Here is a 16,256-nt window from a genome sequence, read left to right as displayed (position 1 = left end):
AAGCTCGCGCTTAAATTGCTTTAAAATTTATAGGTTACTTGGCCTACTATTTCTCGTGGGCTGCCCGGAAAGTGACCGTTACGCTCACTAAAGCCACTTACTGCGTATTCTTTATCAAATATATTATTAATATTTACGCTTAATAAAACATCGTCAAAGCGAGTAGTCCAGCTCATATCAAATACAGTAAAGGGTTTAACTTTTTGGCCATCTTGGCTTATTTGCTCGCTTACGTAATTTGCGCCAAATGCTATAGACGAGTCGATGCTATCAAGCGCAAAACGCGACCATAAACCAGCTTGGTGGCGCGGGGCATTAGCAAAGCGAGAGCCATCACCGTAGGTGCTTGAAATAGTATCGCCCGTTACACCTTCAACAACTAGTGTATCGTTGTAGGCGTAGTTAGCTGTTAGCGTCCAGTGCTCGGTTAAATCGCCTACCAGCGTTGTTTCAAATCCGCGGCTTTCTACCTCACCAATATTTAAAAGTGCTGCAATGCCGTCACCTGCGCCCGTGTCGTCGGGATTACTCATTACTACGTTTTCTTTATTAATTTGGTAAATAGCAAAGGTGCTCATAATTTTGCCATCTAGCCATTGGTTTTTCATACCAATTTCGGTTTGTTTACCGGTTTCTGGCGTTAAGTTGCCCTCGCCTTCTACATCTTCTTGGTCACCCGACGAAGCTGGGTTAAAGCTTTCTGAGTAGTTTATGTATAACGAGGTATTTTCAACAGGTTGATATGTAACGGCCACACGCGGTGTTACATCGTTATCTGAGTAACTGTAACCGGTTTCTTTATTTAGCTCTTTAAAATAATCGTAACGCAGGCCGGCAATCACGGTCCATTGCTCGTTAATGCTTACAACATCTTGTACGTATAGTCCAAAACGGTCGGTTTCAACACCATCGCGGTTCATGTCGGTAAGGTTATAAGTACTTGGGTCGGTTTCGCCGTAATTTAAGTCAAATATGTTTAAGTTAGCCACGCCGTCCGCTTCATAACGGGCGCGTAAGTAATCGTACTCGGTATCGACTATGTGGTAGTCGCCACCAAATAATACTTGGTGTGCTAATTGGCCCTGCTCAAAGCTATAAACAAAGTCGGTGGTTAAGCTTGTTTCTTCGTTGGCGCGGTATTGCTTTCGGTATTCGCGTTTAATGGCTTCATCATCAATGTTAGCTTCACCATCGCCGTTTAGATCTACCCAGCTTTGCGACTCATGGTAGGCTTGGTCGCGTTCGTTATCCATGTAACGCAGTGTGCTACTTACAGAAAAATCATCATTAAAGTAATGCTTTAGCTCGGCTTGCAGCACTAACGCTTCCATGTCTTGGTAGTCAAAAGCTTCATTTGCGTTGTAACTAGGGTCAACTAAAAAGTTGCCATTGTCATCTACCGGTACACCACGTAAACGGTTACCGCCTAAGTCTTGCTTGATGTAATCAACTGTGGTGGTTAGTGTGGTTGAATCGGTTAAATCAAATAATAAACCAGCGGTAAACTCACTGTTTTTTGAATCTGCATTATTACGAAAGCTGTCTTGCTCTTCGTAATAACCACCTACTCTGTATGCCATGGTGTCGGTTAAACCGCCGGTCATATCAAGTGAGGCACCATGTGTGTTGTAATTACCAAGCGTTAGTTTTAGCTCTTTACTTTGCGTATAACTTGGCTTTTTAGTCACGTAGTTGATCATACCGCCTGGCTCACCACCACCATATAACGCAGAGGCTGGGCCTTTTAATACTTCTACACGCGCTACATTAAATAATTGGGGTACACCAAAGCCCGAGTACGGGTCGCCGCGTACGCCATCGTAAAATACATTGGCATCGTCTCTAAATCCGCGAAAAGTAACACCCGAATAACTGTACTCACTTACCCCAGCTATTGAGCGGTATAAATCGGTAATATCGCGCGCGGCTTGGTCAATAATAAGCTGCTCGGTTAATACCTGCGCAGATTGCGGTAATTTAATAAGATCTAAATCCGTTTTAGTCCCAATTTTACTTTCGGTTTCTAGGTAAAACTGCTGAGCGCGACCTGTTACTTCTATTGTTTCAATTTCGTTATTTTGCTCGGCAAATGCCACATTAGAAAAAGCAGAAAAAGACGCAGCAATACTAAGCGCCAAGTATTTTTGGTTAAACATGTTGATCCTGAAAAGAGGTGTATAAAACGCCGCGAATGATAACGACTATCATTACTATATGCAATGCAAATAATTTCATATTCATCCTTATTTTTCGAATTAATCGCAACTAAAATAGGTACTTAAAGGCTTTTATGCTCACGTTTTATACATATTCCCTTTGCGCAGTGTTGAACCAAATAAAGAACTCAGATAGTGTGTATTTTTCATACGCTTTATAATAGCAATTCGCATTAATACTTAATCATTTTGTGGGGCTAAACGTGTCGCTACTTGCGTTAAAAAATGCTCATTTACGACTGCATGGATGCAGAAGGTAGCGCAATACAGGAGCAATTGCCGAGAACGACTAAATAGCGAATTTTTTGCCTAGCTATAAACACGTTTTTCTAGCATCAAAATAAACCACTTAATTAAGCGAATTGGTATCAGCCTTTTTATGAGGAGCAAACCATGTTAAACCGACTATTTTTAGGGGTTATTTTACTCTCGGCCACGGCCGTGGCGAGTGCGAATGACAGCTTAGTACGTTTTCAAAGTAATTATTCTGTTCAAGAAACGGCTAACCGTTTTGAAAAAATAGCCAGTAACAAAGGGATAACCATTTTTGCGCGGGTAGATCATCAAAAAAACGCTCAAAATGTTGATATGGAATTGGCCCCAAGTGAAGTGATTATTTTTGGTAATCCAAAGGTAGGCACACCGTTAATGCAGTGTCCAAAGTGTGGCGATAGACTTACCGCAAAAAGTACATATATCTCAAGACAACAATGGCCAAGTTTGGCTTACCTACAACAGCCCCACTTATTTGCAAGAACGCCACAATATAAAAGGCTGCGAAGAAGTACTTAATAAAATAGCTGTGGTGCTTAATAAGCTTTCTATGGCAACAGTGGCCAAATAATTAAAGTTATACCAAACCGCAATAATACTTAATTAAGCGAATTGGTATTAATATTAAATAACTGAAAGACAAGCAATAAAAAACCCGTTAGCTAACGGGTTTTTTTATAAAGTTATTAACACTTTTTTACGCGTGTATTAAGACTCAATAGCCAAAAGCTCTACTTCAAAAATAAGCAGTGATGCAGGTGGAATACTGCCCACTCGCTTTTCGCCATAGGCTAATTGGTGCGGTACATAAAATATGTACTTATCGCCTGGGCTCATAAGTTGTAAGCCTTCAGTCCAGCCTTTAATAACCTGATTTAAACCAAAGCTTATTGGCGTTTTACGCTCTACTGAGCTGTCAAATACGGTGCCATCTATTAACGTGCCGTGGTAATGCACGTTTACTTTGCTAGTAGGGTTAGGTGTATTTTCGCTTTCACCTTTGCGCAGCACTTTGTACTGCAAGCCTGAGGCGGTTTCTATTAAGCCCTCAACTTTTGCGTTAGCGACAAGGTAGTCGGCTTCAATTTGCGCGTTAATGCCAGCTTGTTGCTTTGCTTTTTTACTATTTTGAAAAATTAAAAAACAAAATATAGCGATGATCACCGCTAAAATTATATTGATCATTTAGTGTTTTTCCTCATCTTCTTCGGCTTCTTTATCTTCTTCGCTATCGCCATTAACTATGTCGGCTATATCTTTTAAGCGTGCTAAAGCAATAACGTTAACAGAATCCTCTGGGTATTCGCCGTCAATAATATCGCCTGCATCAATATCCATTAATAAGTTAAGTGCTTGGTCTACAGTTTCTACTGCGTAAATATTAAATTTACCGCGCTCAACCGCTTCAAGTATTTCATCATCAAGTACTAAGTTAACTTGGTTAGATTTTGGAATAATAACGCCTTGCTCGCCTGTTAAGCCGCGCATTTTACACAGCTTAAAAAAGCCTTCTATTTTTTCGTTTACACCGCCAATGGCTTGCACATCACCGTGTTGGTTAATAGAGCCAGTAAGGGCAATAGACTGGCTAATAGGCAAACTAGTAATAGCCGATATAAGCGCACACAACTCAGCAAGTGAGGCGCTATCGCCATCTATATACCCGTAGCTTTGTTCTATGGCTATGTTAGCACTTAGCGTTAAGCTAAAGTGCTGGGCGTATTTGTTGCCTAAATAACCGGTAAGTAGCATTACACCTTTTGAGTGAATTGCTTTACCTAGCTCGGCTTCACGCTCAACATCTATTACACCATCGGCGCCGGCATATACGGTGGCGGTAATACGTGCGGGTGTACCAAACGACGTATCGCCAATGTGCAGCACTGTTAAGCCGTTTACTTTACCAATGGCTTGGCCTTGTGTGGCAATAAGCGTGTGACCTTCTTTAATATCGCTTAGCATGTTTTCGCTTATTTGGCCGGTGCGGTACTGCTTACCTTCAATGGCTTCATCAATATGATGCGCATCAATCAGTGTTTGCTTATCTTGCTTGGCGTAAAAGCTGGCCTCAGCCACCAGCTCAAGCACATCGGCAAAGCGCGCCGATAATTTATTATGGTGCTCTGCTTGGCGGTAGCTAAATTTAAGTAACCGCACCATGGCGGCCTCTGTGGTTGTGCACTTTAACGTTTGCTGGCAGTACTCACTTACTTTAGTAATAAATTGGTACTGAAGCTTATCGCTACTTGGTAAATAGTAATCAAAGTCGGCAAGTACTCTAAACAGCTCTGCAAACTCTTCATCGTACTCACCTATGGTGTAATACAAATCGCGCGAGCCTAATAAAATAATTTTTACATCAAGAGGAATTAATTGCGGGCGCAGCGTAAAACTGCTGCCTACAGAGCTGTCTTGATACGGTAGGTCGTTTTTAATTTGGTGCGTTTTAAGCGAAAGCTTTAAACCATCCCACACTTGCGGGTTGGCCATCACTTTTTCGGCATCCATAATTAAGTAACCGCCATTTGCACGGTGCAATGCACCAGGCTGTATAGAGCGATAACTAGTTATAAGCGAGCCTTGCGATGTTGAATACTCAATTTTGCCAAATATATTGCCAAAGGTTGGGTTTGGCTCATACACCACAGGTGCGGCATCGTCTTCTTTAAATTCAACTAAAATGTTAGGCGCAAAAAAGTCGGTAAGCATGCCTTTACGGTCAAAGTCTTCTTTGCTTTCTTCGCTTTCATCTTCATCGTCTAGCCACTCAAGTACTGCGTCGATTATTTCTACGCGAATGTCTTTTAAGTAGCGCAGCACTCCAATATGTGCAGCGTATTTATGCTCTAAGTCTTTTAATAGCGGCTTTGTAGCTTGCTCGGCTGTGGCCTTTTTTAGATTACGCTGTTTTTCTTTTGATTCGCGTTTCCAGCGAGGTAGCTCAATCAGCGCTTCAATTAAGGCATCTTCTAGTTTTTCTATTTTTTCAAAAAACTCATCACGAAGCTCTTCATCTAAGGCGGCAAATTCGTTATCGCTTAACTGCCTGCCTTCAACTAAAGGCGCAAAACCTACGGCGTTTTTCTCTTCTATTAGCGCTACGCTTTGCTCAAGCGCCATTTCTTCTACTGCGGTAATAGCGCTGTCGTAAGCGTCGTTAAATTCGCTCTCGATTGACTTTTTTTTGCGTTGATAAGCTGGGTTATCAAACGCTGCCGGAAAGGTGTCGAGTACTTCATCTAAAAATGAGTCTATGTCGTCACTTAATTGCTTGCTTTGCCCTGCTTGCATAAATAGCGCAATTGGCTCACGGTGGTCGTCGTAATTATTAACATACAACCACTCATTAGGTGTGGGGCGATCTTTTGCGTGTTGTTTAAGTTTGTCTTTTACGAGTGTAAATCGGCCATGCGCGGCCTCACCCATTACATAAACATTGTAGCCTGGCAGCTCCATCCCAAGTGAAAAGTCGAGCGCACTTTGGGCACGTTGTTGGCCTATAAAGGTAAGTTGCTCTGGGTATGGATTGCTCATACACGTGCTAACGTGATTAGTAGAAATGCTCGGTGCGAGCTGTGAAACAGATAATGGCAGCAGTTTTTTCGTCATTCTAACTTCTTTTTGTACCAACATACTCGCTGGCTTTGGGCGTATTAAGTGGCCTACAAGCCACTTAATACATATATTTAGGGTTGTAATGCCTTACGGCTAAAATAAATACCATCACATTCAATGCACGGTGTAATTTGTGTAGCGTGATAAATATCAAAACTATGGGTGCAATTCTTACATACTAATGTGCCCATGGCTATCCATTCGCCTGCGTGATACATCCCATTGTGCTTAAAATCTTGACTAAGAGACTGCCATTCAAGCTGGGTTTTGTCCTCTATGTGTGAAAGCTCATACCATAACGACTCTTTAAGCTCTTGCCATGCAAGCGAATTATAGTGCGATTCGTTTTCTTGAACGTGTTCTATGTCGCGCTGCAAATAACTTTTATAGAGTCCGTATTTTTCTTTGCCTAGGTCTTTAAGTGCTTGCTCAGATTCAACAAATCGGGTCATTGCATCTTTTACTTCGTGATCTTTTACATCTTTTAACCAATTAGTTAAATCGCTAAGCCATGTTTTATAATCTGCCATTTTATACTCCATCAAAATCAAGGGCGTGTTGGCCTTTAACATAGATAAGTATAGGTTAACCTGCACTGAAAGTGAGATTTTAACAAAACCGTGCTTATACGCTGTGATTAGGCTTTTATTTGGGGTATCCTATCGGCAATTTTTTATTAGTTTGCAAGAAGTCTGGAATCATAGATGCAAGAGCAATATAACCCGCAAGACATAGAGTCAAAAGTCCAAAGTTACTGGGAAGAAAACCAGGTATTTAAAGTCACCGAAGATGAGAGCAAAGAAAAGTATTACTGTCTTTCTATGTTCCCATACCCAAGTGGCCGACTGCATATGGGTCATGTGCGTAATTACACCATTGGTGATGTTGTTTCTCGTTTCCAGCGCCTGCAAGGCAAAAACGTAATGCAACCAATGGGTTGGGATGCGTTTGGTTTACCTGCAGAAAACGCCGCTATCAAAAACAAAACAGCGCCAGCTAAGTGGACATACGAAAACATTGATTACATGCGTAACCAACTTAAGCAATTAGGCTTTGGTTACGACTGGGATCGTGAAATAGCCACGTGTCACCCAGAGTACTACAAATGGGAACAATGGTTTTTCACTAAGCTGTACGAAAAAGGCTTAGTGTACAAAAAAATGTCAACGGTTAACTGGGATCCAGTTGATCAAACTGTACTTGCCAACGAACAAGTTATAGATGGCCGCGGATGGCGCTCTGGTGCAGTGGTTGAGCAAAAAGAAATTCCACAGTGGTTTATTAAAATTACTGACTACGCACAAGAGCTTTTAGACGACTTAGACAAGTTAGAAGACTGGCCTGAGCAAGTTAAAACCATGCAGCGCAACTGGATTGGTCGCTCTGAAGGGTTAGACATTGAGTTTACGCGTACCGACAACAACGAAAAGTTTAGCGTATACACTACACGTCCAGATACATTTATGGGTGTAACTTATCTAGCCGTTGCCGGTGGCCACCCTATTGCGCAAGAAGCCGCTAAAAACAGCGATGCAATTGCAATGTTTGTTGAAGAATGCAAAAACACCAAAGTTGCCGAAGCAGACATGGCAACAATGGAGAAAAAAGGCATTGCAACAGGCTTTTACGCGACTCACCCATTAACGGGCGAGCAAGTTCCAATTTGGGTTGCTAACTTTGTATTAATGCATTACGGCTCAGGCGCGGTGATGGCAGTACCTGCTCACGACCAACGCGACTATGAATTTGCCACAGCATACGGCCTAGACATAAAACAAGTAATTGCACCAGTTGAAGGCTCAGAGCTTGAAGTAAATTTAAAAGAAGAAGCATTCACTGAAAAAGGCGTGTTAGTTAATTCTGGCGAATTTGATGGCCTTGATTTTGAAGGCGCATTTAACGCTATTGCCGACAAACTAGAAGCACTGGGTGTGGGTGAGCGTAAAGTTAACTTCCGCTTACGTGATTGGGGTGTTAGCCGCCAGCGTTACTGGGGTTCACCAATCCCAATGCTGAGCGACGAAAACGGTAACGAATTAGCCGCCACCGAAGAAATGCTGCCAGTACGTTTACCAGAAGATGTAGTTATGAATGGCGTTACTTCGCCAATCAAAGCAGACCCAGAATGGGCAAAAGCAACGGTAAACGGCGTACCAGCAACACATGAAACAGATACCTTTGACACCTTTATGGAGTCGTCTTGGTACTACGCACGTTACTGTAGCCCGCGTCACGACGCAGGCATGCTAGACCCAGCAGCAGCTAACTATTGGTTACCAGTGAACCAATACATAGGTGGTATTGAGCACGCTATTTTACACTTATTGTATTCGCGTTTTTTCCATAAGTTATTACGTGATTTTGGTTTAGTAAATTCAGACGAGCCATTCGATCGCTTACTTTGTCAGGGCATGGTACTTGCCGAAACGTTCTACCGTAAAGATGAAAAAGGCGGTGACGTATGGATTTCGCCAAGCGATGTAAATACCGAAACTGACGAAAAAGGCCGCGTAACTAAAGCATGGCACAAAGAAGATGGTGAACCTGTGTTCTCATCGGGCATGAGCAAAATGTCTAAGTCTAAAAACAACGGTATAGACCCACAAGAAGTAATTGCCCAATACGGTGCAGATACTGTGCGTTTATTTATGATGTTTACCGCACCACCAGAGCAAACGCTTGAATGGTCAGACTCAGGCGTTGAAGGCGCGCACCGCTTCTTAAAACGTATTTGGAAATACGCAGTAGATGTGAAAACAGTTGGCTACCAAGCACTTGATAAATCAGCGCTTAGTAACCCACAAAAAGTACTGCGTCGTGAGCTACACAAAGCCATTGCAAAAGTGAGCGATGATATTGAGCGTCGTCAAACGTTTAACACTGCAATTGCTGCCATTATGGAGCTCTCTAATAAGTTATTAAAAGCGCCGTTAAACGATACGCAAGATGTTGCTATTGCTAACGAAGCATTAGAAGCCCTACTTATTATGCTTGCGCCAATTACGCCGCATTTATCGCACCAGTTATGGCAAGAGCTTGGTAAAGAGGGTGACATTTTAGATGCAGCATGGCCTAAAGTAGACGAGTCTGCCCTTGTTGAAGATGAAAAATTAATCATCGTACAAGTAAACGGCAAACTACGCGCTAAGCTAACTGTAGCCGCCGATGCAACACAAGAGCAGGTAGAAGCACTTGCGTTTGCAGAGTCTAACGTAACTAAATTTACTGATGGCGCAACCATTCGTAAAATTATTTACGTACCGGGTAAACTACTTAACGTGGTAGCTAACTAAATGGTTAGCTTTAACACCCTTAAAAACACATTAGCCTTAGTGCTAATGTGTTTTGTGTTATCTAGCTGTGGCTTTCATTTAAAGAAAGCCTCTAGCCTGCCTGATAACCTTAAAACGCTTACACTTAAAGGTGATGATGAAAAATCATCGTTATTTTTAAACCTTAAAAAAGAGCTTAAAGCCAGTAACGTAGAACTGACGCCTTCGGCTAAAAATGTTGCCCAGCTTTACTTACGCAAAGAAAGTATTGAGCGCCAAACCTTGTCGTTGTTTCAAAATGGTCAGGTGGCTGAATACGAGCTTGCCTACGGGGTAAGCTATGTTGTTAAACGCCCAGGCGAAAAAGCCATAGAAAAACGCTTTGAGCTTTATCGTAACTACCAAGACGACCCCGATCACGCACTTGCAAAAGCAAAAGAGCTTGAGCTGCTTATTAGCGAAATTCGTAAGCAAGCCAGTAGTCGTATTGTTAGAGAGCTGTCGCAACTATAATGCGCTGTTATGCTAATCAGTTACCGAGTGAATTAAATAAAGGTTTAAAACCCTTTTATTTAGTGTTTGGTGAAGAACCGTTTCAAGAAGCGCAATGTGTGCAGCAAATACGCGACACGGCAAAAGCCCAAGGCTTTGATGAGGTAATTAAATTTACCCTAATGCAAGGGTTTGATTGGCAAGAAATTATAGCTCAATATCAAAGCATGTCTTTGTTTAGTGCGCGCACTATAATTGAGCTTGATTTAAACCAACAAAAACCTGGCACCCCAGGTAGTAATACCTTTAAAAAAATAGTCGAGTTAATTAACCCTGATACCATTTTAATTGTAAAAGGGGCTAAAGCCAGCCAAGACGTACAACGTGGCGCCTGGTTTAAAGCGCTCGATAAACACGGTGTATTTGTACCATGCTACCCGCTTGCAGGGAATCATTTAAAACGCTGGTTAGATGAACAAGTAGCGCGCCTTTCTCTGAATATGCAAAACGAAGCAAAACTGAGCTTAATTAACGCTACCGAAGGTAATTTGTTAGCGTGTTTTCAGGAGCTCGAAAAGCTCTCGCTACTGCATGGTAATGCCTTAATAACCCAGCAACTTGTGATGCAAGGGCTATTAAATCAAGCCAAGTTTGATATTTTTGACTTAAGTGATGCCCTATTAAATGGCCACGCCAAGCAAGCAATTAAGGTACTTAATAAACTGGCCAGCGATAACACCGAAGTGGTGAGTATTTTATGGGCTATAAATAAAGAACTCACCAGTTTGCTCACTATTCAGCAAGGGCTTTTAAATGGCGAGCCTATCGCACAGTTATTTAAAAAAAATGGTATTTGGAAAAACCAGCAAGGCCCAGTGCAAAATGCAATTAACCGCTTAAATATTAATACACTTGAGCAAATAAGCAGTGAGCTTGCACTGTTTGATTCAAGCTACAAACAAGGTAACTTAATTGCGCCTTACCAAGCGCTTGCGCATATTTGTATTAAGTTTTGCCAGCCGCTTGATATTCCAATGCCTTGCCACGCACTTAACTAAAGATTTTTAACATGATTGCAATTTTTGGCGGCACCTTCGACCCTGTGCATTTAGGTCACCTAAATATGGCCTCGCAGTGTGTAAATACATTTAACTTATCCACGTTGTACTTTATGCCCTGTGCACTTCCCGCGCACAAAGCTGCGCCAGGTATAAGTACAGCGCACCGTATTAATATGCTCAATGCCGCTATTGCCCCTTACCCTCATTTTGCACTTGATTTAAGAGAGCTTAATCGTACTGGGCCTTCTTACTCATTGTTGAGTTTACAAGAACTAAGAGCTGAGCACCCAGATACGCCAATTCTTTTTTTAATGGGCATGGACTCATTTAATAACCTCGACAAATGGTATGAATGGCAAGCAATTACACAGCTATGCCATATAGTGGTTTATCATCGCCCGGGGCAAACATGTAACCCAAATAAGGCGCTTAAAAGCTATATTAGTAATGCCCACACTGAAGCGCTACAGCAACTTGCCACACACAACTTTGGTAAGCTTTATTTTTTACCTGGTGAAACCCTTGATGCTGCCTCAAGCGCTATTCGAGAGCAATTAAAAAAAACCAATAAAAATAATGAACTATTACCCGAACCTGTCAGTCACTACATTAAGCAACACCAGCTTTATCAAAGTGATGATTAAAACCCCCTAGCATGTTAAAATGCACGCTATTAAATTTAAAATTGAGACAATACCTTGGATTCGAAACAACTACTTGCCTTTGCACTAGACAAAATTGACGATATGAAAGCACGCGACGTGGTACAACTAGACGTACGTGACAGCTCAGACATTACCGATTACATGGTTGTGTGTACGGGTACTTCTAAGCGTCATGTGCAATCAATTGCCGATAACGTAGCAAAAGAAGCTCGCCACGCTGGCGAAGAACCTTTAGGTTACGAAGGTCAAGACGAAGGCGAATGGGTACTGGTAGATTTAGGTGATGTAGTTGTACACGTGATGCAAGATCACGCACGTAGCTATTACGATCTAGAAAAACTGTGGGGCTAAGCGCCACTATTTTTTAATTGAGCTTGGAAGTATTACGTGAAAATACAAATGATTGCCGTTGGCACAAAAATGCCAGCGTGGGTAGAAACCGGATTTGCAGAGTACCAACGCCGTTTTCCTAAAGATATGGCGCTTGAGTTAATAGAAATCCCGGCCGGTAAACGCGGTAAAAATGCCGATATTAAACGCATTTTGCACACCGAAGGTGAAAAAACCTTAGCCGCTATTCCAAAAGGCAATCGCATTGTTACCCTAGAGGTAACAGGTAAACCACTTGATACTCACCAGCTTGCTAAAAATATGGAAAAGTGGCAGCTCGATGGCCGCGACGTTAGTTTGCTTATTGGCGGCCCTGAAGGGTTAGCCCCTGAGTGCATTGCCGCCTCTGAGCAAAAATGGTCGTTATCTAACTTAACGTTACCGCACCCTTTAGTGCGTATTATTGTTGCCGAAAGCCTATACCGAGGCTGGAGCTTAAATAACAACCATCCTTATCATCGCGAGTAACGCCTTGTTATGATTAAGCAAAGACCCACAATACGCGACCATTCCGCTGAGGCAAACTTATTTGCACGGCGCGCATTTGTGGGTTTTATTTTTGTTTTAGGCTTAGTGGCAATTTTGCTTTCTAATCTTTATACCATTCAGGTAGAAGAACACACCGACTATCAAACCCGCTCTAACGATAACCGTATTAAAGTCATTCCTATTGCGCCAAACCGTGGCCTCATTTACGACCGCAACGGTGTACTGCTTGCTGAAAACAAACCCGTTTATAACCTCGAGGTTATTCCTGAAGAGGTCGACGATTTAGCTAAATCGCTTGAGCAAGTTAGCAAAATAATTACGATTACCGAGCAGCAAAAAAAAGACTTTATTGATGACATAAAGCATACGCGTCGTTTTAAGTCGCAAGTACTAAAAGCCCGCTTAGATGAAACCGAAGTGGCTCAATTTGCGGTTAATCAGCATAAATTTCCGGGCTTTAGCATTGAAGCGCGCCTTGCACGCTTTTACCCATATGGCGATACGCTAACCCATGCATTAGGCTACGTTGCAAAACTAAACCGCAAAGAACTTAATAAGTTAGAACAAGAAGACCAAGCCACAAATTACCGCGCTACGCACGATATTGGTAAGCTTGGCATAGAAAAATATTACGAGCAGCTTTTGCATGGCCAAGTCGGCTCTCAACGCGTTGAAGTAAATAACCGCGGCCGTGTTATTCGCACATTAAGTATGACCCCCCCGCAGCCGGGCAGTGATTTAGTGCTTACCTTAGATATAGGTTTACAACAAATAGCCCAACATGCGCTTAAAGATATGCGCGGCGCGGTTGTAGTAATGGATGCCAAAGATGGCGGCGTATTAGCACTTTATTCAAACCCAAGTTACGACCCTAATTTATTTGTCCATGGTATTAGCAGTAAAGATTATAAAGCACTGCTAAACCCCGACCGCCCTCTTATTAATCGTGCTACTCAAGGGCGCTATGCGCCAGCTTCCACAGTAAAACCGCATATGGCCATACTGGCACTTGAAGAAAACATTGTCAGTGAAAGCACCTCTGTGTGGGATCCTGGTTTTTTTCAAATACCGAATGTTGAACATAAATGGCGCGATTGGAAACGTTGGGGCCACGGCCATGTAGATGTTTACAAAGCGATTGAAGAGTCGTGCGATACTTACTTTTACGATGCGGCATACCGCTTAGGCATAACAAAAATTAGTAATTTTATGGCGCGCTTTGGCTTTGGTGACTTATCGGGAATAGACATACACGAAGAAACCACAGCCATATTGCCCTCAAAAGAGTGGAAAGAAGGCCGCTTTAAAGAGTCGTGGTGGCGTGGCGATACTATTTCAGTGGGGATTGGCCAAGGGTATTGGACTGCCACCCCTATTCAAATTGCTAACGCGACTAACATATTGGTTAATAAAGGCATAAACCATCCGCCGCATTTAGCACAAGTGGCTAAAAAAGAAGACCAAGTGACGCAAATTAATAACGAAGAAAAACCGCCAGTGGTACTTAATAACCCTGATAACTGGCGTATCGCGCTCGATGCCATGCACAATACCGTAAAAAAAGTAACAGGAACGGCCCACCGTGCTTTTAAAGGCGCTAATTATGACCCTGCGGGTAAAACAGGCACAGCGCAAGTAGTGAGTATTGCCCAAGGTGAGCGTTACGATGCAAAATCACTAAAGGAGCGCCAACGCGATAACGCGATTTATATTGGTTTTGCTCCGTATGACGACCCTAAAATTGTGGTTTCAATTGTGGTAGAAAACACCGGTGGCGGCAGCTCTGTGGGTGCCCCTATTGCACGTGAGCTAATGGATTACTATTTTGCAGCAAACCCAATAGAAGTTGCTAGGAATACAGCGCAATGACCGTATTAAACACCCAGCGCTCGATATGGATGCGCATGCATTTAGACTTACCGTTACTAATTGCCTTATTACTTATGATGGCAGGCAGTATCACCATAGTATATAGCGCAAGCGGCCAAGACTCGGCCATGATGATCCGCCATATCACCCGTATGGGCGGCGCTATTATAGGCATGATAGTGCTTGCACAGTTCTCCCCCGCGACACTTAAACGCTTAGTGATCCCCCTTTACTGTGTTGGGTTACTCATGTTGGTGGGCGTATTGCTCTTTGGCGTGAGCTCAAAAGGCGCTCAGCGCTGGTTAAATTTAGGTATTACTCGCTTTCAGCCCTCAGAACTTATGAAGCTGGCGGTCCCTATGATGGTGGCTTGGTATATTGGCCGAAACCAACTTCCGCCACGCCCATTACACCTAATTATTGGCTTTGTCATCGTGATGCTGCCTACCTTATTAATTAAAGAACAGCCCGACTTAGGCACCTCAATTTTGATTGCCAGCTCAGGAATATTTGTGTTGTTTTTATCGGGTTTAAGCTGGCGTTTAATTGGCTTTTTAAGCTCGGTTGTCGCACTGGCTGCATGGCCATTTTGGCACTACGGTATGCACGACTACCAAAAGCAGCGCGTATTAACGTTTTTAGACCCAGAGAGCGATCCGCTTGGCTCGGGGTATCATATTATTCAATCCAAAATAGCCATCGGTTCTGGTGGTATAGAAGGTAAAGGCTGGTTGCAAGGCACGCAATCACAACTCGAATTTTTACCAGAGCGCCATACCGACTTTATATTTTCGGTATTAAGTGAGGAGTTTGGCTTATTTGGTGTGTGTGTTTTATTAAGCCTGTACTTATTTATTATCGGCCGTGGTTTATACATTGCGGTAAACGCGCAAGATGCGTTTGGTAAATTATTGGCCGGCGCCCTTACCCTCACCTTTTTTGTTTATATTTTTGTAAATATAGGCATGGTATCGGGCTTGTTGCCTGTTGTAGGTGTACCTTTACCCCTTATTAGTTATGGCGGCACCTCTATGGTGACGTTAATGGCCGGATTTGGCATTATTATGTCAATTGCGACAGATAAAAGGATGCTTTTAAAATAATGAATAAGCCTACCCAGCTGTTATTTATTTCAGCCTTAATATTTATGTTAAGTGCATGTAGTAGCGGCTCTAATAGTCGTTATCATATGGAGCACGACGCCGCACCTTTACGCGAGCCAACCGCACTTGAAATGCAAGATGCCGTTGTGGTGGATGTTAAAAAAAGTGCCAGTGCAAGTCGCCCGTACGAGGTGTTAGGCAAACGTTATACGCCAATGCTTGATGAAAAAGGGTATACAGAAGAAGGGATCGCTTCGTGGTACGGCCGTAAGTTTCATGGTTACCATACCTCAAACGGTGAAATTTACGATATGTTTGCCATGAGCGCGGCCCATAAAACCTTACCCCTGCCAAGCTTTGTACGCGTTACTAATACTGCCAACAATAAATCGGTGATTGTACGTGTAAACGACCGTGGGCCGTTTCATGATGACAGAATAATAGATCTTTCGTATGCTGCTGCTTATAAATTAGGCTATTACACTCACGGTACAGCCAAGGTTAAGCTAGAGGCGATTACGCTCGACAGCATTCCTGCACGTAAAACATATATACAGGTAGCTGCGGGTAGTACGCTTAGCAATATTGAAGCATTAGCTTCTACATTACGCCTGCAGTATCAAGTACCTACTAATATAGTAAAAGCAGACAACATATATCGTTTGCATTTGGGCCCGATTAAAGATGCCCAGCATGCACAAGACGTATTAAAAAAATTAAAACAAAACCAATTTCAAAACGCGTTCTTGCTTTACACTCAGTAAGACAAATACCTAAACCACGCCAAAATGTAGGATTCAGCGTTGTATTG

14 protein-coding genes and 1 pseudogene are annotated in these 16,256 nt (G+C 42.6%); 11 read left to right on the top strand and 4 right to left on the bottom strand.

What is annotated here, in order from left to right; all coding sequences use genetic code 11:
- Positions 1-20: 20 nt before the first annotated feature.
- The gene (locus VOI46_RS05470) at positions 21-2,156 is read right to left on the bottom strand and encodes a TonB-dependent siderophore receptor (RefSeq protein WP_004585927.1); all 2,136 of its coding nucleotides are present in this window, start codon (positions 2,154-2,156) and stop codon (positions 21-23) included.
- A 453-nt stretch (positions 2,157-2,609) separates the two neighbouring features.
- Between VOI46_RS05470 and VOI46_RS05465 the strand changes: the two are divergent.
- Together VOI46_RS05465 and VOI46_RS05460 are read left to right on the top strand one after the other, a co-directional pair.
- Positions 2,610-2,825, top strand: a pseudogene (locus VOI46_RS05465) (hypothetical protein); the annotation flags it as partial.
- Between the two features lie 55 nt (positions 2,826-2,880).
- Entirely contained in the window at positions 2,881-3,060 is a 180-nt protein-coding gene (locus tag VOI46_RS05460) for a hypothetical protein (protein WP_324738180.1), read from the top strand.
- A gap of 137 nt (positions 3,061-3,197) precedes the next feature.
- On the opposite strand, the gene VOI46_RS05455 is transcribed toward VOI46_RS05460, so the two are convergent.
- From VOI46_RS05455 to VOI46_RS05445, 3 genes are all read right to left on the bottom strand, one after another.
- Complete coding sequence (locus VOI46_RS05455; RefSeq protein WP_324738179.1) at positions 3,198-3,674, bottom strand: FKBP-type peptidyl-prolyl cis-trans isomerase; 477 nt, start codon at positions 3,672-3,674, stop codon at positions 3,198-3,200.
- Positions 3,675-6,098, bottom strand: a complete 2,424-nt coding sequence (locus tag VOI46_RS05450) for an ATP-binding protein (RefSeq protein ID WP_004585925.1) — start codon at positions 6,096-6,098, stop codon at positions 3,675-3,677. It lies immediately after the preceding gene.
- 77 nt (positions 6,099-6,175) lie between these two features.
- Positions 6,176-6,634, bottom strand: coding sequence for a hypothetical protein (locus VOI46_RS05445; RefSeq protein ID WP_004585924.1), 459 nt, complete (start codon positions 6,632-6,634; stop codon positions 6,176-6,178).
- A 174-nt stretch (positions 6,635-6,808) separates the two neighbouring features.
- Here VOI46_RS05445 and leuS point away from each other — a divergent pair, with 174 nt between their 5' ends.
- From leuS to VOI46_RS05400, 9 genes are read left to right on the top strand one after another with little or no spacing between them, the layout of a single operon-like run.
- A complete protein-coding gene (gene leuS / locus VOI46_RS05440; protein ID WP_004585923.1) occupies positions 6,809-9,397 on the top strand; it encodes a leucine--tRNA ligase in 2,589 nt (862 codons plus the stop codon).
- Complete coding sequence (gene lptE, locus VOI46_RS05435) at positions 9,398-9,889, top strand: LPS assembly lipoprotein LptE (protein WP_004585922.1); 492 nt, start codon at positions 9,398-9,400, stop codon at positions 9,887-9,889. It begins immediately after the preceding gene.
- Positions 9,889-10,926: a DNA polymerase III subunit delta gene (holA, locus tag VOI46_RS05430; protein ID WP_004585921.1), complete on the top strand. Its 1,038-nt coding sequence runs from the start codon at positions 9,889-9,891 to the stop codon at positions 10,924-10,926. Before lptE ends, holA begins: the two co-directional genes overlap by 1 nt.
- 11 nt (positions 10,927-10,937) lie before the next feature.
- Entirely contained in the window at positions 10,938-11,573 is a 636-nt protein-coding gene (nadD, locus tag VOI46_RS05425) for a nicotinate-nucleotide adenylyltransferase (RefSeq protein ID WP_004585920.1), read from the top strand.
- 54 nt (positions 11,574-11,627) lie between these two features.
- A complete protein-coding gene (gene rsfS / locus VOI46_RS05420) occupies positions 11,628-11,945 on the top strand; it encodes a ribosome silencing factor (RefSeq protein ID WP_004585919.1) in 318 nt (105 codons plus the stop codon).
- Between the two features lie 36 nt (positions 11,946-11,981).
- On the top strand, positions 11,982-12,452 hold the full coding sequence (gene rlmH / locus VOI46_RS05415) for a 23S rRNA (pseudouridine(1915)-N(3))-methyltransferase RlmH (RefSeq protein ID WP_004585918.1): 471 nt from the start codon (positions 11,982-11,984) through the stop codon (positions 12,450-12,452).
- A gap of 9 nt (positions 12,453-12,461) precedes the next feature.
- A complete protein-coding gene (mrdA, locus tag VOI46_RS05410; protein ID WP_004585917.1) occupies positions 12,462-14,342 on the top strand; it encodes a penicillin-binding protein 2 in 1,881 nt (626 codons plus the stop codon).
- Complete coding sequence (gene rodA / locus VOI46_RS05405) at positions 14,339-15,445, top strand: rod shape-determining protein RodA (RefSeq protein WP_004585916.1); 1,107 nt, start codon at positions 14,339-14,341, stop codon at positions 15,443-15,445. The genes mrdA and rodA overlap by 4 nt, the downstream gene beginning before the upstream one ends.
- On the top strand, positions 15,445-16,209 hold the full coding sequence (locus VOI46_RS05400) for a septal ring lytic transglycosylase RlpA family protein (protein WP_004585915.1): 765 nt from the start codon (positions 15,445-15,447) through the stop codon (positions 16,207-16,209). Before rodA ends, VOI46_RS05400 begins: the two co-directional genes overlap by 1 nt.
- Positions 16,210-16,256 lie beyond the last annotated feature (47 nt).

It is taken from the genome of Pseudoalteromonas sp. CuT4-3 (assembly GCF_035666335.1).
Classification (GTDB): Bacteria; Pseudomonadota; Gammaproteobacteria; order Enterobacterales; family Alteromonadaceae; genus Pseudoalteromonas; species Pseudoalteromonas atlantica.
Note: the sequence above shows the minus strand (reverse complement) of the source record. Positions and strands in the feature narration are given on the sequence as shown.